General features: G+C 40.9%; 16 protein-coding genes. 10 read left to right on the forward strand and 6 right to left on the reverse strand.

Going from position 1 to position 18,269, the window contains the following annotated elements; all coding sequences use genetic code 11:
- Positions 1–238: 238 nt before the first annotated feature.
- Positions 239–1,435 carry a 5-(carboxyamino)imidazole ribonucleotide synthase gene (locus tag ACFILW_RS07690; RefSeq protein WP_375685466.1) on the reverse strand — a complete coding sequence of 399 codons (1,197 nt, stop codon included), beginning with the start codon at positions 1,433–1,435 and terminating at the stop codon, positions 239–241.
- Between the two features lies 1 nt (position 1,436).
- Entirely contained in the window at positions 1,437–1,934 is a 498-nt protein-coding gene (purE, locus tag ACFILW_RS07695; RefSeq protein WP_375610656.1) for a 5-(carboxyamino)imidazole ribonucleotide mutase, read from the reverse strand.
- An 839-nt stretch (positions 1,935–2,773) separates the two neighbouring features.
- On the opposite strand from purE, the gene ACFILW_RS07700 reads away from it, so the two are divergent.
- On the forward strand, positions 2,774–2,926 hold the full coding sequence (locus ACFILW_RS07700) for a DUF5993 family protein (RefSeq protein WP_273790835.1): 153 nt from the start codon (positions 2,774–2,776) through the stop codon (positions 2,924–2,926).
- Between the two features lie 10 nt (positions 2,927–2,936).
- Entirely contained in the window at positions 2,937–3,512 is a 576-nt protein-coding gene (locus tag ACFILW_RS07705) for a disulfide bond formation protein B (protein ID WP_375622755.1), read from the forward strand.
- 1,943 nt (positions 3,513–5,455) lie between these two features.
- On the opposite strand, the gene ACFILW_RS07710 is transcribed toward ACFILW_RS07705, so the two are convergent.
- Positions 5,456–5,827 (reverse strand): helix-turn-helix domain-containing protein, encoded by a 372-nt coding sequence (locus ACFILW_RS07710; RefSeq protein ID WP_375685467.1) that lies wholly within the window; start codon positions 5,825–5,827, stop codon positions 5,456–5,458.
- 357 nt (positions 5,828–6,184) lie between these two features.
- On the reverse strand, positions 6,185–6,556 hold the full coding sequence (locus tag ACFILW_RS07715) for a helix-turn-helix domain-containing protein (RefSeq protein ID WP_375685468.1): 372 nt from the start codon (positions 6,554–6,556) through the stop codon (positions 6,185–6,187).
- A 1,395-nt stretch (positions 6,557–7,951) separates the two neighbouring features.
- Between ACFILW_RS07715 and infA the strand changes: the two genes are divergently transcribed.
- From infA to ACFILW_RS07740, 5 genes are all read left to right on the forward strand, one after another.
- Positions 7,952–8,170: a translation initiation factor IF-1 gene (infA, locus tag ACFILW_RS07720; protein ID WP_004857577.1), complete on the forward strand. Its 219-nt coding sequence runs from the start codon at positions 7,952–7,954 to the stop codon at positions 8,168–8,170.
- A 280-nt stretch (positions 8,171–8,450) separates the two neighbouring features.
- Positions 8,451–9,164 (forward strand): Maf family nucleotide pyrophosphatase, encoded by a 714-nt coding sequence (locus ACFILW_RS07725; protein ID WP_375685469.1) that lies wholly within the window; start codon positions 8,451–8,453, stop codon positions 9,162–9,164.
- Between the two features lie 21 nt (positions 9,165–9,185).
- On the forward strand, positions 9,186–9,470 hold the full coding sequence (gene yacG, locus ACFILW_RS07730) for a DNA gyrase inhibitor YacG (RefSeq protein ID WP_375685470.1): 285 nt from the start codon (positions 9,186–9,188) through the stop codon (positions 9,468–9,470).
- Between the two features lie 14 nt (positions 9,471–9,484).
- Positions 9,485–9,643, forward strand: coding sequence for a hypothetical protein (locus ACFILW_RS07735; RefSeq protein WP_375685471.1), 159 nt, complete (start codon positions 9,485–9,487; stop codon positions 9,641–9,643).
- A gap of 390 nt (positions 9,644–10,033) precedes the next feature.
- Complete coding sequence (locus ACFILW_RS07740) at positions 10,034–11,017, forward strand: MFS transporter (protein ID WP_375685472.1); 984 nt, start codon at positions 10,034–10,036, stop codon at positions 11,015–11,017.
- Positions 11,018–11,446: 429 nt separating this feature from the next.
- On the opposite strand, the gene ACFILW_RS07745 is transcribed toward ACFILW_RS07740, so the two are convergent.
- Positions 11,447–11,818, reverse strand: coding sequence for a helix-turn-helix domain-containing protein (locus tag ACFILW_RS07745; RefSeq protein ID WP_375685473.1), 372 nt, complete (start codon positions 11,816–11,818; stop codon positions 11,447–11,449).
- A gap of 1,017 nt (positions 11,819–12,835) precedes the next feature.
- On the opposite strand from ACFILW_RS07745, the gene ACFILW_RS07750 reads away from it, so the two are divergent.
- The 3 genes from ACFILW_RS07750 to clpB all read left to right on the forward strand — a co-directional run bounded on the left by ACFILW_RS07750 (position 12,836) and on the right by clpB (position 16,164).
- Positions 12,836–12,964, forward strand: coding sequence for a hypothetical protein (locus tag ACFILW_RS07750; protein WP_273790827.1), 129 nt, complete (start codon positions 12,836–12,838; stop codon positions 12,962–12,964).
- A 250-nt stretch (positions 12,965–13,214) separates the two neighbouring features.
- Positions 13,215–13,388: a hypothetical protein gene (locus tag ACFILW_RS07755; RefSeq protein WP_375685474.1), complete on the forward strand. Its 174-nt coding sequence runs from the start codon at positions 13,215–13,217 to the stop codon at positions 13,386–13,388.
- Between the two features lie 196 nt (positions 13,389–13,584).
- A complete protein-coding gene (gene clpB / locus ACFILW_RS07760) occupies positions 13,585–16,164 on the forward strand; it encodes an ATP-dependent chaperone ClpB (RefSeq protein WP_375685475.1) in 2,580 nt (859 codons plus the stop codon).
- Between the two features lie 390 nt (positions 16,165–16,554).
- Here clpB and ACFILW_RS07765 read toward each other — a convergent pair whose 3' ends face one another.
- Positions 16,555–16,926, reverse strand: a complete 372-nt coding sequence (locus ACFILW_RS07765) for a helix-turn-helix domain-containing protein (protein ID WP_375685476.1) — start codon at positions 16,924–16,926, stop codon at positions 16,555–16,557.
- Positions 16,927–18,269: the final 1,343 nt, after the last annotated feature.

Raw genomic sequence — 18,269 nt, forward strand, 5'->3', positions numbered from 1 at the left:
TTTTAGTCCGTGGGGGGATGTTTTTGAGAAAAGGAGGGGAAAGAGCTTTGATAGGGGGAGTTGAAGGGTTGGGAGTGTTTGTTGTGCTGCATGAATATCGGGGTGTGTGGGGGAGGTTGTTTTTGAAGGGAGATGAGATGTTTATGTAAGTTAAGTGGTTTGGAAAGTAAAAAGGGAGAAGTTGTTTTTTCAGTTCATTGGGGGAAAAGTGTGAAAAAGCATTTGTATATATGTGGGCTTAAGATTTGTTCGATGGTCCCAGTAATTGGATGACGTGCCCCATTTTGCGGTGGGGGTGAATAGTGCTTTTGCCATATAAATGGATCGAGGTGTGCTCTTGCTTTAGAAAATATTTTAACGTGCTAAAATTGTTACCAAGAAGATTGGTCATTTGGCAATCGCTATGGCGATAGGGACTGCCTAAGGGAAGTCCGCAAATAGCACGGATATGCTGTTCAAATTGTGAAGTTATGCATGCCTTTTGTGTCCAATGACCAGAATTATGGACACGCGGTGCTAATTCATTCACTAAAAGGTGACCATTCGTTAAGACAAAAAGTTCAATACAAAGAACACCAACATAATCGAGGGCATTCATGACTGTTACGCTGATTTCTTGAGCTGCTTTTTGCACGTCAAGTGGAATATGTGATGGAACAAAGGATTTATGAAGAATTCCATTTTTGTGTTGGTTTTCAGGGCAATCATAAAAAATATGTTCCCCTTGTTTTGTGCGGGCCGAGAGAACCGAAATTTCCGATAAAAAAGGAACTATTTCTTCCAAAATACAAGGCTGTTCCTGAAATGTCCTAAAGGCTTCGTCAAGGGTTTTTTCATTGGGGTGGTCTAGCTTGATCTGGTTTTTGCCGTCATAACCAAAACGACGCGTCTTTAAAAGACCACGTCCGCCTAAGGCATCAAGAGCGGAAAGAAGAGAAGAAGAATTGTCAATCGCGTGCCATGACGCGGTGCCAATCCCTTGATCACGCAAAAATTGCTTCTCAAAAAGTCGATCTTGCGTGATCTCTAATGCTTTGGAAGAAGGATAAACAGGCTTACTCTTTTCTACATATTGAACCGTTTGAAGCGAAAGATTTTCAAATTCATAGCTGACAACATCACACTGAGAAATAAAATGATCTAAAGCTGATGTATCGTCATAGGAGGAAACAATATGGTTGTTTGCTGTTTGAGCGGCTGGGCAATCGGCTTCAGGGCAAAAAATAACGGTTCGAAATCCTAATTCTGCGGCCGCTATGGCGAGCATCCGTGCTAATTGTCCGCCCCCGATTAAACCAATGACGCTTCCTGGAGGTAACATGGTGGAGGGAGTGGTGTTGGAGGAGAGAGTGGCGTTGGATGGAGTGGTGTTGGAGGATGGAGTGGCGTTGGAGGGAGTGGCGCTCGATGAGGGGGTGTTGGAAAACGGTGCCATTTTAAACCTCCGTTACAGGCGTTTGGGCGACATTGGCTGTTTGTTGTTGACGCCAATCTTCTAATCGTTGGGCGAGATCATGGTCATAAACGGCCATAACGGCTGCGGCTAAAAGCGCTGCATTAATTGCGCCTGCTTTGCCAATTGCTAATGTGCCGACGGGTATCCCTGCTGGCATTTGCACAATTGAAAGCAAAGAATCTTGACCAGAAAGAGAATGAGAATGCACTGGAACGCCAAAAACAGGAAGAGGAGTAAGGGCTGCTAACATACCTGGAAGATGCGCAGCACCCCCCGCACCGGCAATTAAAACTTTAAACCCTGCTTCTTTGGCTTCTTTGGCAAATTGATAAAGGCGTTCAGGAGTTCGGTGTGCTGAGACAATATGCGAACTATGAGAAATACCAAGATTCGTCAAAATATCTGCACTATGGCACATCGTTTGCCAATCTGATTGGCTCCCCATTAAAATCGCGACATCACATGATTTTTTCATCATTCTCTATCCTTTTCAAAGGTGCAATGCGATTCTTTATCATTATTTTTTTAAAGTTTTATATTCTTTTTGCAAAGCCAATTGATGACAGAGAAACAGTTATTTTGCAAATAAGATGGAAAGCTAAAAATTTAAAGGGGGAGACCAAAAGATGAAAAACTAAAGTGTTGAAGGCATGAAACACTTCTTGTCAGGGGGAGGGGGATGAATTTTGAGGAGAGGTGTTAAGGGGTGGTGTGGGACCCATGAGGCTGTTGAGCTGCGGTATTGTCGTTTATTATAAGATAAGAGGGAAAAATACATTGGGGAAAAGCCATTGATTATAAGTTTTTTTTAAATATCTTACTTTTTATTTGCTAATCTAAATAAGATCACCATATGATATAAAATCTGTTGCAATTTGAAACATTGCTTAGGAGAGAAAGAGATTTTTATGTCAAAAATGCGCTGAAAAGTGAGGATATTCTTTTGAGAAATAAAGAGATATATATCTCGATTTCAAAGCCTATTTATTTTGTTGTTCAAGTGATTCTTTTGTGAGTGGGGGGATATAATCTTTATAGGGGATATAATCTTTATAATTGTCGATATATCTTTAACAATGGCTGATATAAGGGGAAGCCTATAATCAACGCTTTTGTGCTTTTAACGCTTTTGTTGAGATCTGTTTCTTAGCGATTATATCGTTCTTCGTTTTTTACTTAAATATAATGCAATATCAATCCTGAATGACGAATTGTGAATAATAAATCTATGGTCTCTTTTTTGCCCAATTTTGTAATATGGTGAACGCTGAAATAAATAAAAGTTAAACAACGGATGTATAAGGAGATGTAAAAGCTATGTTTCTTCCATTTTTAATCGCTTTAGGTACTGCAGTAACGACTATGTGTGGTAAAAAAAATATAAGTTATGCTTTGTGGGCAATTTTATTCGTTGTCATTCTTCTCACTTTCAATCATCACGCAACTTCTACTTTAAATTTATCTTTTTGAGAGAATAGCCATGGAACATGTTGAACAAAAAAATCCTCACTTCGTCATCTTTATGAATACGCTAGGACTCTTTGGGTTATCCGTTGTCTTGGTGGTGGCTTTTTATTATCAATTGGTAAAGTTTGAGTTACCTTGTCCCCTTTGTTTGCTACAGCGCGTTGGATTGATGCTGGCTGGTTGTGGGTTCTTGCTTAATATTCACCATAAGGTGAAAAATACCCATTATGGTATGGTTATTATCGGTTGTATGGTAACCAGTGCTGTGGCAGCACGCCAAGTGTTTTTGCATATCACTCCCGATGACTTAGGATATGGTTCAACGTTCTTTGGATTACATTTTTATACTTGGGCTTTCATTATTTCTGTCCTTTGTATCTTTGCTGTCTCATTTGTCATGATTTTAGGCGAATTGGCACATAAGTTCAAAGAATTTTCTCCTTTTCCAGTCTTGAGTAAAGCGGCAAGTTTCTTATTTGTGTTTTTGATTGCAGCAAATTTGATTTCTACCATACTGGAATGTGGTGGTGGACAGTGTGCCGATGATCCTGTAAGGTATGAGTTGTTATCAAGTTGGTTCCCTTCATAGTTTCGAATTTGTTTAATAATCCCTCATCGTAATTTTTATGGTTAAAGAGGCGGAATATTTAAAAATCCGCTTCTTTTTTATTTATTGCGAAGACATTTCAGAAAGATGTTCGATAATCTGATCTTTTATAACAATGCTGGTTTTTATCAGCGCTGGCGATTGATGTTTTTTTTAGCGAAGACTTGTACTGTGCACCTTTTATGCTGTCTTTTGAGAGAGATGAAGGAATTGATTGGTCGGAGGCGTTTGTAGAAAAAAACAGATTGTTGAGCTGCGTGGGGTAGGAAGCCTCGTTTTTTAGGGGTATTAACTATAAAAAATTTTGTTCTTGATTTTTCTTAATATTGTGTTAGATAAGTAATTGTATTCATTTTGGTGCTTCTAAAGCGTTTTTATTGCTTCTAGAGGGATTAATTTAAAATTTTGAAAGTTATGTGAATAATTTTCTGCAGAGGTTTGTTTATTAGAGGCAAACCTTTTTTTTATCTAAGTTTTAGATGTTTTCTTTCAGTGTGAAGCCTTTTTTAGAAAAAGGTAAGCGTCTTGATGATGACTCTCTTCTTTATTAATATATTGATTTATAATAATAAATAACCATTTTTTTACCGTGAAGCGCGTTGCTGAATATAATAAAATTTCTCATCACCAGCTCTCTCATATTAAATCAATTAAAATTACTTGGCTTATACATCATAAGTGAGTGAGCCATGTGGGTCAAAACTGTACAAGAAAGGCATGCCTTTAATGAAGTGTCTCTTGAACCGAAGGCTGTCTGCAACATTGGGAGCTGGCAGAGTTTTTGTGATGATGCCGGCTTGTTCTTCTATAAGCGTAAACTTGTTTTTCCATAAGCGTAAAGATAGGGGGGGGCTGAATGGATTTTATATCCTTCATGGGAGCTTACCATTCCTTTACGGGTAGCGTTTTGCAAAATGGGTGTGATGGAGCGTTGAGAGATCTTTCTTTAAAACAAGCGCGTGAATATGCAACATAAGTATATTCCTTTTGGCACGTTTTGTATTACGAAAAAAATTGATTTATAAGAAGGAGTTATCGTTGTGGATGTTGAACGAGAAAAACGAAAAGCTTCTCTCATTTCAAACTTTCTTATAGTCAATTAATTAAATGTGCTCTTCTACGTTACAAAAAAGCACTGGGTGTAAATAAAAATTCTTTTAAAAGTCGTAAAATGCTTCTTATGCACTCTTTTGATCGCTAGAATTTGTCGAAAAATTTTATGCTGCTCAATACGATAATAGGGCGGTTTATATCTATGATTTAAGTGAAAATAGGGGGATTTAGATGAAAAGGGAGGTGAGATTTTAATGACAGTTGTTGAAAACGTTATTGTGTAATGCATTTTTTACAGATTTTCTGCTTTCTGTAAATATGCAAAAGCGTAAAAACGGAAATGTGTAAAAAAGGAAGCTGGGACTTTATGCGTGGTGTATGATTTTATCATGGCATGGAATGTGGAGAGAAGATTGGGGGGGATGAAGAGGTGGGTGTGTTGACGAGAGAGGAAAGAGGGGGTGGGGATGAAGAGTCTTATGAAGGGGGGGACGCTTGAATGAAGAGGTGGGGGTGTTGAGGAGAGAGGGTGTGGGGAAAGTTGTTTTTGAAGTGGGATTGACCGGTGCTTTGCGTGATCTTACTTTAGGGTGGTGAAGGGGCAAGAATATTTTAAAATAGGAGGTATCTGTCGCGTTTGATGCAACATTATCCTTTGTGGTGTCGTGATCTGAAATCCGCAGGGGAATTGGCTAGAGTAAGAAGCTGTATTGTTGACAAACCTATGTTTACAAAGTGATGCGGGGGGAATTTGAAAGTTTCGTTTGGCTGCTTTCTGTAAATGTGGAGAAGCATCAAAACGTTGATCCGTAAAATAAAAACGTATGTCCGTAAAATGATGCGGAGAATTTATGCTTTGTGTGCGCTTTTGCTTAATCAGAAATCAACCATAAGATTGCTTTTTGTTTTTTCGGCTGGAGCTCTCTAAAATTTTTCAAAAGTGAATGTTCTTTTTCGCTGTATGTTTCTTGATCATAGTGTGCGGCATTTTTTTCTACTGAGACATCTTCTTTTGTCACAATGTCTGTATAAAAAAAGCTTATGGGAACATCCAGTTTTTGGGCGATTTTGAGTAAACACCCTGCGCTTACACGATTGAAGCCTTTTTCATATTTTTGGATTTGTTGGAAACTGACACCTAAATAGTTTCCTAATTCTTTTTGGGAAAGTCCCATGGCAATTCTTCTTTGACGAATTCTTTTGCCTATCAGAATGTCGATAAAATTTTGATTTTTGGTTTGCACTTCAAGCCCCCCTCCGGTTGCGAGCGCCCTCGCATTGGTATTCCGGGAGGTTGGATTCACTGAACTTAAACAGTCTCTTGTTTTTAGTGCTTAAAGCACTTGGACATAACAAAAGCCCCCGGAATTTCCGGGATAGCCATAATTGTTTATGTGTTAAGTTTTAAGGAATCCAACTCCTTATTGACCGCTGCGTAGACGACCAAAAAACACAGGCCAATTCATAAAGTAATTTCAGGAGATTGGCAAGAAAAATCAATATCCCATAAAATGGCGTGATTTGGAGGGGTGTGGAGTGCTGGTTTGAATTTGACTTAAGGGGGTATATGAATGGAATAATATTAATTGTTACTCTTTTGCTTAATCAGAAATCAGCCACAAGATTGCTTTTTGTTTTTTCGGCTGGAGCTCTCTAAAATTTTTCAAAAGTGAATGTTCTTTTTCGCTGTATGTTTCTTGATCATAGTGTGCGGCATTTTTTTCTACTGAGACATCTTCTTTTGTCACAATGTCTGTATAAAAAAAGCTTATGGGAACATCCAGTTTTTGGGCGATTTTGAGTAAACACCCTGCGCTTACACGATTGAAGCCTTTTTCATATTTTTGGATTTGTTGGAAACTGACACCTAAATAGCTTCCTAATTCTTTTTGGGAAAGTCCCATGGCAATTCTTCTTTGACGAATTCTTTTGCCTATCAGAATATCGATAAAATTTGGATTTTTGGTTTGCACTTTACACCCCCCTCCGGTTGCGAGCGCCCTCGCATTGGTATTCCGGGAGTCTGAAAACACTGACTTGACTCAGCTTTTTGCTTTTAGTGCGGAAACGCACCTGGACATAGCAAAATCTCCCGGAATTCCGGGATACCCGCAATGCGGGATAAATTCATGTGTCAAGTCTTCGGGTTTTCAGTTCCCTATTGGTCGTTGCGTATACGACCAAACTTACACTTTAAGTGATAAAGTAATTTCAGAAGATTGGCAAATAAAAATAGTTTTTATTTATAAACTTTATTTTTTAATGAGAGGCTTTCCGCCTCTCAAACTCTCCGGAATGCTCACCAAAATCATGAGATCAGACCCGCGTTTAATGAGGGGACTAACAATCCTAGGTTCTTAAGGTCAAGGAGACCATTACATGGCGCCTAACGGCGTCCTTGACCCAAGAACTTAACGGCTTGTTTTGTCCCTCTCACGCGGCTCCGAAATCATGATTAGAAGGGGAGCTTATAGGGGTGGTGATATCAGGCATATCAATTTATCAAGGTGTTTTTTTAGAGTGTGATGAATATTTTAGGCTGGATTTTTTTGTCGTGTTTGATGAAATAATCTCGTTTGAGGGGGGATCTGAAGTGCTTGAGGGAGATTGGCTAGGCAAGAAGCTGGGTTAATACTATTGTTTATAGAATGGTGTGGGGTGGAAGTTTCATTTGGTTTTATTCTGTGAATCTGTAAAAGCGTGAAAACAGAAATGTGCAAAAAAGGAAAAGGCTTTATGTTGTTAGGGGCGTTGTGGTGAATGATACGCAATGTATAGCGATCGTGTTTTCAAAGGTAGGAAGAACAACATAAAATGGAAAGAGTGGCTTAGATGAAGTGTGTGAAGAGAGGAAAAATGGGGGAGGTTGTATGGGAAATGCGTAGAGTGTGGAGTGTGGAGTGTGGGGCGGTGAAGCATGTTGTGAATGGTGTGTGAAGAATGGAGAAGGTTTTTGAGAAAAGGAGGGGCTTCTGGCGTGAGGGAGTGGTGTTTATCTGAAGGGTGCATGTTTAAGGTGTGGAAGGTGAGGAAAAGTTGGAGGGAGGAGGATTGTTCGTAAGTTGTGGAGGGATTAGGCAGAGGTGTTGGGAAAATGCTTTAGGGGAAAAAATTAGCGTAATTTCTTGTCATACTAAAACCAAGATTATCATAAAAATTGAAGGGAATTAGTGCGTAAAATTGGTGGAGAAAAAGTTTGGATCCTTAAGGTGTGGGGTGGCGCTTTTTGAAAGCATGGGAGAGTAAACTTGAAAAACCTTTCCCTTTTTGTGGAATTTTTATTCACAAACTTAAGAAAATAGGGTATGAACGCTGGAAATAACGCGCAGCTTAACAAAATATGTGCACTGTAAAGGAAATGTTTGTTTATGTCAAAAGAAGAAGTTTTAGAATTTTCTGGTATCGTTACTGAACTCTTACCTAACGCGATGTTTCGTGTGAAACTGGAAAATGATCATGAAATTATTGCCCATACCGCTGGTAGAATGCGGAAAAATCGTATACGGGTGTTGGCCGGTGATAAAATCATGGTGGAAATGACACCTTATGATTTGACAAAAGGGCGTATTACATATCGCTATAAGTAGCCTCGTGGGTGGCTTGCACTTTTTTCTAAAAGCTATCATATTATTTCTATTATTTTTTAACAGTTTTTTAGTTTGCTTTTCATGAGTGAAAAAAGGGAAGTATTTGAAGGTCCTTGAAAAACTGTAAAATCAATGCGGAAAAAAGATAAGGAGATTAATGGTGCGTAAAAGGGGGCGCTTAAAGGGGGTCGCGTAAAAGGGGGGCGCTTAAAAGGGGGCTGCGTAAAAGGGGGTGCTTAAAAAGGGGGGTGAGAGGGAAGTCAATTGTGAAGGGGTGGAAATGAAACATATAAGAGAGTGGGGGGAAAAACGTTTGGCAGATACTCTTACAGAAGAAATTCATTTGGTGCTTGCCTCCGCTTCGCCAAGGCGTTTAGCGCTCTTGGCACAAATAGGGATTGATCCGCAGCAGGTTTATGCAAGTGATATTGATGAAACACCAAAATTAAAAGAACATCCTGCAAAGCTTGCTAAACGTTTGGCAAAAGAAAAAGCGCTGAAAGCCCAAGAGATTTTGCGCTGGTACAGTCAGAATGGTCAAGACGAGTTGCAGAATGGTCAAGAAAAATTACCTAGACAGAAAATGATTATCTTGGCGGCTGATATGGTGGTGGCTGTTGGGCGAACAATTCTCCCTAAACCAGAAAGCGAGGATGAGGCTTATGAATGTTTACGATACCTTTCTGGGCGTTCGCATAAGGTCTATGGCGCTATTTGTGCGCTCAATGAACATGGAAAAATAACCGTAAAATTGGTTGAAAGTCGTGTTCGTTTTAGACGCTTAACCTCTGCCATGATGAAGGCTTACCTTGCTTCAGGAGAATGGCAAGGGAAAGCGGGTGGCTATGCTATCCAAGGAAAAGCAGGGGCTTTTGTTGTCCATATCACGGGGTCTTATTCTAATGTTGTGGGATTGCCTTTGGCTGAAACAGCCGATCTCTTGACCGCTTATCACTATCCACTTTTTACGCACTGGGCTGAAGAAACGCATTAGAAAAACTGTAAGGCAAGATCAATGCAAGGTGAAAAGCAACAAAAAGAGAAAAACAAAAATGAAAAAAAAGCAACAGAAGAAAAGTTAATGAACGAGCAGAAGACAAAGGTGCGCCAAGAACAAAAAGAGCTAAATTTGCAAAAAGAGACCCGTCCTCCGCATCCTTGTCCTATTTGTGGTCAAATGTCACAAAAATCTTCATATCCTTTTTGTTCCACACGGTGTCGAGCCATTGATCTTAATCGTTGGCTTTCAGGCTCTTATATTTTACCACCTCCTCCACAAGTAAGTGATGAAGAAGAATAAAAGGGGGCTTCCTCTTGAGAAGAGGACGCTCAGAGCGTTTTTTTTGTGTGGGAACTGAAGGGGAGGCGCGGGATTATCCTATATCAATGGATTCAAGAGCTGGATTAACGGCTTGGTTATTGTCGTCATTCGCAAAGACGCAGATTAAGTTCAATCAATGGTGGAAGTGTTAATACATATCTAAGACTTATCCCCAGTGGTTTCCATGGATAATTATAAATTGCCTTGTTACAGGAAGGTCGATAGTGCTTTGTTGCGTGAAAGTTGTTGGTGCTTTTAGGGTGTGAGGAAAAATTGATAGTTCAATCAGTATTGCTAACGAAAAAGAAGGGCGCGTGTTTTGGTGCAAAGAGGTGGGGCAATAAAAAATCGCTTGTTGGTGCTTTTGCTGGGTAATGGTATGGTGTCATTTGGGGGCTGGATTGATTATATCGTGATTTTGACCGTATCTGTGTTCACTTGGAAAGCTAATCAATATGATGTCGCTTTTATTGGAGCGGCAACATTATTCCCTGGTATCGTTCTGTCTAAGCCAATTGGAATGTTGGTAAGTCCACCGTTCTATGATCCATTGGTTGCGGGCGTCACTGCTGTTACGGGCGCTATGTACTGTCGGTTTATTGCTGGCGACGAGTCTGCAAGGATTTATTATACTGGCAGTTGCGACATTCAACAGTCTAGCCATGCCTGCAATTTCCGTTCTTAGTGCAAATTCTGTGCCTGAACACGGACGGATTCGTTATTATTCTGTGCTTAACATGATCAATAGCATGGCGAAGATGATAGGACCTGCTTTGGGGAGTGCTCTGTCTGTACTTTTATCAGATACCTATACTTTATTATTTTCTGGTTTTTTGACATTGCTAGGCTTTATCGTGTTTTGTTTTATTGGTGCACAATCTGTCTCGTCACTCATGATAAAAACAGCGAATACCACGCAAGCACAGCAGAGGCTTTATGGGACAACTTGGTATGCCTATGTGGGGGTAATATTCATTTATTTTGCTATGGTCTTTATGGTGAATAATCAGTTGCCCGTTATTCTCAGCACAATGAAAATGAATAAACAGACTCTTGGAATGCTGGTATCTGCTTCAGCGATTGGTAATTTTCTCTATGGGTTTTGGCGTGTGAAACAATCAAAGCATAAACCCCTTACAGGCAAAATATCGGAGTTGTTAATGCCGGCAATGTCAACAATGATTGGTTTTGTCTTGATCTCAGTGTGCTTTTTTTACTTTGATTTACTCCGTATTGAGACTTTGTTGCTTTGTTTTTTTCTTATTGGAATGGTTAGTGCTTACTTTTCCATATCTTCTAATGTTTATCTGGTAAGCAATTTCAATGAACAGATTGGGGTGGCTTCCGGATGGGTGCAGTCTATACAAAATTTAGCGATGTTGGTGGCGCCCTTTGTTGGAGCGTTTGTTTTAGGTCACACTTCGGCTGGAAAATTGTTCCTTCTTTCTGGATTGAGTGGATTATTCTGTTTATTGGCTATCAGGATATTGGTGAACCGTTCTTTGTCTATTATTCGTTCTCAATGATTGGCTCATCAATAAAACAAATGTTTTAAATCATTTTTCTGAGATTTAGAGGACGTGGAGATAATCCAACATAGAGCAGCTTTTTTGACGTTATAGGTTTAATCTTTGATTTTTACTTAACCGCTCATATTTTTGTTTTTTTTCGGGGCTTTGCTTTCTTGACACGGTTCCACTGTCTCGTAAACTCAATAGGGGGGCATGGTTTTGAGCGATAATGTCATTTTTGTTTAACTCCGCTTTGCTACGAATAGTCAAACTTTAAACCCCAGCTGCTAATCCTCAATCAGCTTGGCTTGAAGCAATAATGGAAACAGAAAACAAGCTATAGTGTGAATTATCTTATATGCCATAAAACATCACTCTTGGAGGTATGGTGATATCAGGTATGGGAAACTTTAGGCGGGGGTATGTTAATTGTTGCTCTTTTTCCTAATCAGAAATCAACCACAAGATTGCTTTTTGTTTTTTTGGCTGGAGGTCTCTAAAGTTTTTTAAAAGGGTGTGTTCTTTTTCGCTATAGGTTTCTTGATTGTGGTGTGGGGTATTTTCTTTTGTTGAGATATCTTCTTTTGTAGCAATGTCTGCATAAAAAAAGCTTATGGGAACTTCCAGTTTTTGGGCGATTTTGAGTAAACATCCTACGCTTACACGATTTAAGCCTTTTTCGTATTTTTGGATTTGTTGGAAACTGACACCTAAATGGCTTCCTAATTCTTTTTGGGAAAGGCTCATTGAAATGCGTCTGTGGCGGATTCTTTTGCCTATCAGAATGTCGATAAAATTTGGATTTTTAGTTGGCACTTCAAGCCCCCCTCCGGTTGCGAGCGCCCTCGCATTGGTATTCCGGGAGTAACAAGTACTGAGTCCGAGTCAGCATTTTGCTTTTAGTGCTTAAAGCACTTGGACATAGCAAAATCTCCCGGAATCCCGGGATACCCACAAGAGTGGGTTCAATTGTACGCTCGGACTTAGGGCTTGTCTTCCCTATTGATCGTTGCGTGGACGATCAAAATTACACTTTAAGTGATAAAGTAATTTCAGAAGATTGGCAAGAACAATCAAAATAATCTCAAAGAGACTATATGATTGGGTACTTTTTAAAAAAGTGCGAAATATGGATTATAAATCGCGTCTTTTGCTTAATCAGAAATGTCGATAAAATTTGGATTTTTGGTTGGCACTTCAAGCTCCCCTCCGGTTGCGAGCGCCCTCGCATTGGTATTCCGGGAGTAACAAGTACTGAACCCTAGTCAGCTTTTTGCTTTTAGTGCGGAAACGCACCTGGACATAGCAAAAAACTCCCGGAATTCCGGGAAACCCACAAGAGTAGGCTCAATTGTACGCTAGGGTTTAGGGCCTGTTTTCCCTGTTGATCGCTGCGTAGACGATCAAAATGACACTTTAAGTGATAAAGTAATTTCAGAAGATTGGCAAGAACAATCAAAAATTTTCTATTCTGTTATGCCATAAAACGGCGCTATTTGGAGGGGTGTGATATCAGCATATCAATATCCACATTTAGGCGTTTTTTAGAGTGTGTGATAAATGTTTTAGGCTGGACTTATCTGTCTAGTCTAATGAAACAGTCTCGTTTGTGGGGTGGGTGATAACTATACGAAGTGATCAGTAGGGGGCCTTTGAGATAAGAAGTTGGATTGTTTACAGAACAGTGTTTACAAAGTGGTGCGCGGGGTGGTGAACCTTTACTTTGGTCGCCTTCTGTAAAGATGTAAAAGCGTAAAAATGTGTTTGTGAGAAAGGAGTGGGGGGCTATGTGTGGTGCGTGTTTTTGTCATGGTGAGAAATGTGGCGAGATAAATGAGGGAAAGAGTCTGTGAATGGAAGTTGGGAGGAAGAGTGCTGTTAAGTTGTGAGTGTGTGACGGGAGAGCAAAACGGGAAGGGAGAATGGAGAGAGTGCGCATGGATAGGAGGAGAGTGTTGGTAAGGCGGTGGTGCAAAGAGATGCGTGAAGGGATGGTGATTTAAGGAGATAGAGCTTGATTTGTTGAGCCTGATGAAGTGCTGTCGTTTGAAGAGGGGAGTCTGAAGACTGTAAGGGGGGTACTAGGCAAAAAGCTGGGTTCTTTTACAGAACAGTGTTTATCGAGCGGTGTGGGGTGGTAAGCCTTTCGTTGGCTTCGTTCTGTAAAGATGCAAAAGCGTAAAAATGTGTTTGTGAGAAAGGTGGGGGGGCTATGTTTTGTGCGTGTTTTTGTCATGTTGGGCTTTTGTCTGACATCGATGGGAGCATTGGGGGTGAAGAGACTGTAATAGTGGGGCTAGGTCGGTTGGGGTTGGGCTGGTGGGGAGGCTGGGCTGGTGGGGTTGGTGATGGTGGGGCGTATAGGGGAGTTGCGGTTTTTGTTTAAATTGATAGCGTATTTTTTTCTCCCTCTTGCTATGAGGCGTGTAAAAACCCATATTCTTTTTAGCACTACGGTTCTTCTTCATGCGGCATCATTTGCGGTGTTTTGTGGGGGGTGAGCTGTCCTTTGAAGATGTCTCTTTTGTGGAATGTTGGGGGAATTTAAAGTGCTGTGGTGGCTTGAGATTTAAGGAAAAAAAATGAATTTGGAAAAATATAGCGAACGCGTGCAGGGTTTTTTACAATCAGCACAAAGTGGTGCCCTTGCTTCTGATCATCAGCAGTTTTTGCCGGAGCATCTGTTGAAAGTGTTGTTAGACGATTCTCAAGGATTGGCAGCATCACTGATCCAAAAAGCGGGTGGTGATCTTACTCTTATTCGAAAGGCGCTTAACGAAGCACTTGATGCTTTGCCTAAAGTGCAAGGGGGGAATGGACAGCTCTATCTCTCTCAGCCGTTGGCAAAAGTCTTTAACATGGCGGAAGATTTGGCGAAAAAAGCCGGTGATCAATTTGTGACCATTGAGCGTGTGTTGCAAGCGCTGATCATGGAAAAGACCGCAAAAACCGCTGATATTCTTACAAACGGAGGGTTGAAAGCGCTAGCGCTTAATGAGGCTATTAATGATTTGCGGAAAGGAAAAACAGCAACAAGCCCCCATGCCGAAAGCCAATATGATGCTTTGCAAAAATATGCCCGTGATCTCACAAAAGATGCCCGTGAAGGAAAACTTGACCCTGTGATTGGGCGGGAAGAGGAAATCCGCCGCACTATTCAGGTGCTTTCACGGCGGACCAAAAATAATCCTGTGTTGATCGGTGAGCCAGGGGTGGGAAAAACAGCTATTGTGGAAGGGTTGGCATTGCGCATTGTTAATGGCGATGTGCCTGAAACTTTGCGGGATAAACAGCTTCATGCGTTGGATATGGGAGCGCTTATCGCTGGTGCAAAATATCGTGGGGAATTTGAAGAGCGCCTCAAAGCGGTGTTGGCAGAGGTGCAAGCTGAAAATGGGCAGATCATTTTGTTTATCGATGAATTGCATAATCTCGTTGGGGCTGGAAAATCCGATGGGCCTATGGATGCTTCTAACTTGTTAAAACCTGCTCTTGCACGCGGAGAGCTCCATTGTGTGGGGGCTACTACGCTCGATGAATATCGAAAATATGTCGAAAAAGATGCTGCTCTGGCACGACGCTTTCAACCTGTCTTTGTACCGGAACCCTCTTTGGAGGATACTATTTCTATCTTGCGCGGTATTAAGGAAAAATATGAACAACATCACAAAGTGCGCTTGGCTGATAGTGCTTTGATTGCGGCGGCGCGTTTGTCTAACCGCTATATTACGGATCGCTTCTTGCCGGATAAAGCTATTGACCTTATCGATGAAGCGGCGGCACGGTTGCGGATGCAGGTCGATTCAAAGCCGGAAGAACTCGATGCTGTTGATCGGCGTATTTTACAGTTGAAGATCGAACGGGAAGCTTTGAAAACAGATGTCGAGCCAACAGCAAAAGAACGTTTGGAAAATGTGCAGGAGGAACTCAAAACATTGGAACAACAGTCCGCTGAGATGACAAGTGCTTGGCAGGCTGAGAAACAAAAATTAGGGCATGCTGCTGATTTGAAAAAACAACTCGAAGAAGCCCGTAATGCTTTGGCTATTGCACAGCGTGATGGACAATTCCAACGCGCTGGAGAGCTTGCTTATAGCGTTATCCCTGAACTCGAAAAACAATTGAGCATTGCGGAAAATGATGACCAACAAAATCATCTCGTCGAAGAGACGGTCACTGCTGAACATGTGGCACGGATTGTTTCGCGCTGGACTGGTATTCCTGTTGATCGAATGCTGGAGGCAGAACGGGAGGCGCTGTTGCGGATGGAAGATGAAATTAGCAAACGGGTGATTGGGCAGGGAGAGGCTGTTCAAGCTGTTTCTCGCGCTGTACGCCGTGCGCGTGCGGGGTTGCAAGATCCTAATCGTCCGCTTGGCTCTTTCATGTTTTTGGGTCCTACTGGTGTGGGAAAAACCGAATTAACCAAAGCACTTGCTGCTTTTCTTTTCCAAGACTCCAATGCCATGTTGCGCATCGATATGTCGGAATATATGGAAAAACATGCTGGGGCGCGGCTGATTGGGGCGCCACCTGGATATGTTGGATATGAAGAGGGTGGGGTGCTGACCGAAGCTGTACGTAGAAGACCTTACCAAGTCATTCTATTCGACGAAATTGAAAAAGCACATCCGGATATCTTTAATCTCTTGTTGCAAGTGTTGGATGAGGGACGTTTGACCGATAGTCAAGGACGTACCGTCGATTTTCGCAATACCTTGCTGATTATGACTTCTAATCTTGGTGCTGAATTTTTAACTGCTTTGCCTGAAGGGCAAACCGTTGAGCAGGCAAAAAATGATGTTATGAATGTTGTGAAAGCGGCTTTCCGTCCGGAGTTTTTAAACCGTATTGATGAGATTATTCTCTTTCAAAGGCTGCAACGTCACGATATGGAAGCGATCGTCGATATTCAGATAGAACATTTGCAAAATTTGCTCAATGAACGCAAAATAACTTTGCAAATCGAGCCAGAGGTGAGAAAATTTCTTGCCGATAAAGGCTATGATCCGCTCTATGGTGCGCGTCCGCTTAAACGGATTATCCAAAAAGAAATTCAAGACCCACTGGCGGAAAATATCTTATTTGGAAAAATTCACGATGAAACAACGGTGAAAATTACAAAACAAGGAGATCGGTTGGAATTTTTGCCTGAAGATTAAGTGTGGAAAAATTCACGCTATAAAGGGCGGTGATAATCCTATTATGCGATAACACCGCTCTTTGAGGCGTGCTGATTTAGAAAAATTCACGATGAAACAGCGGTGTTTTATCGCAAAGCAAAGGGAGTGGTCGGTGTTTTTGCATGTTAAATCAGCGTTTTCGAATATCGTAGGATTCTTTTACTTCTGATTGTTGTGAAAACTATTTTCTTGCAATGTTATAAGTGAAGTCACAAGCGGGATTGCTTTATTGCTTTATGCGTAAAAGCGTTAAAGAGAAATGCCGTTTATCCGCCGTAAAACATTGCTTTTTGAAGGGGTGTGGGGAGCTGATCTGAATTTGACTTAAGGGGGATATGAATGGAATAATGTTGATCGTTGCGCTTTTGCTTAATCAGAAATCAACCACAAGATTGCTTTTTGTTTTTTCGGCTGGAGTTCTCTAAAATTTTTCAAAAGGGTGTGTTCTTTTTCGCTATAGGTTTCTTGATTGTGGTGTAAGAGAGTTTCTTTTGTTGAAAGATCTTCTTTTGTGGCAATATCGGCATAAAAAAAGTTTACGGGAACTTCTAGTTTTTGGGCGATTTCTAGTAAACATTTGGCACTTACACGGTTTGAGCCTTTTTCGTATTTTTGGATTTGTTGGAAACTGACACCTAAATGGCTTCCTAATTCTTTTTGGGAAAGTCCCATGGAAATGCGTCTATGACGGATTCTTTTGCCTATCAAAATGTCGATAAAATGTGGATTTTTAGTTGGCACTTCAAGCCCCCCCTCCGGTTGCGAGCGCCCTCGCATTGGTATTCCGGGAGCCTGAAAGCACTGACCTCGAATCAGCATTTTGCTTTTAGTGCTCATCGCACCTGGACATAGCAAAATCTCCCGGAATCCCGGGACACCCACAAAAGTGGGTTCATTCTTATGTATCGAGGTTTCGGGCTTTCAGTTCCCTATTGATCGTCGCGTATACGACCAAACTCACCCTTTAAGTAATAAAGTAGTTTCAGAAGATTGGCAAGAAAAATCAATATGCTATAAAACGGCGTTATTTGGAGGGGGGATGATATCAAGTATATCAATTTCCACATTTAGGTGTTTTTTAGAGTGTGTGGTGAATATTTTTGGCTGGGCTTATCTTGTCTGGTCTGATGAAACATTTTCTTTTGAGAGGGGGCGTCTGAAGACTGTAAGGGGTACTAGGCAAAAAGCTGAGTTCGTTTATAGACTATTGTTTATAGAGCTGTGCGGGGTGGTGAACTTTTCGTTGGCTTTGTTCTGTAATGATGTAAAAACGTAAAAATGTGAATCTGTAAAGTGAAGTGGGGGATTTGTGGTTTATATATTGTGCGTGTTTTTGGTCACTTTGGGCTTTTGGGGGCGTGGAATGTGGTGCGAGGATTGGGGGGAAGTGTCTTCGTGAATGGAAGTTTAGAGGAAGAGTGCTGTTAAGTTGTTAAGTGTGTGACGGGAGAGAAAAAGGAGGAATGGAGGATGAAGAGAGTGCGCATGGATAAGAGGAGAGTGTGGGTAAGGCGGGTGTTGCAAAGAGATGTGTGATGGATGGCGGCTATCAGAAGATAGAGCTTGATTTGTTGAGCCTGATGACGTGCTGTCGTTTGAGGCGTGGGTGGGTGTAAGCTTTATTTTGTGGGGAAAGTTGCTTTTTGACGTGGGATTGTAGACTAGTGCTGGTTGGGAATTTTCATTCTTTGAGACGTGGGGTGGAGGTCAATGTAATAATATGGAAGATTGTGATCTCATAATTTTTACATTCTTTCTTTTTTTAAAGCAAATAAGCAAGAAAAATTAATATATTACTTGATATTAGAGTAAATGCTTATATCAAGAGGAGTATTTCTTTAAAAATTTTCACTTAATTTATTAAGCGATTTATTAGAATAAAAGACTCTTCTGAAGTTCATATCACCAATTGTATCGAAGGAAGTGTAACTTTAACTGTAGAAAAGTTTAATATCGGATGGTTGGTATGAATTTATTTTTAAAAAAGAGTCCATTAGCTCTTTTTTGCTCTCTCTTTATTTCCAAAGTTGGTGATTATGCTTATGAAGTTGTTTTTATTTTACTGGTCTTAGAATTAACAGATA

This window comes from Bartonella sp. TT110JLCBS, assembly GCF_042193405.1.
GTDB lineage: Bacteria > Pseudomonadota > Alphaproteobacteria > Rhizobiales > Rhizobiaceae > Bartonella.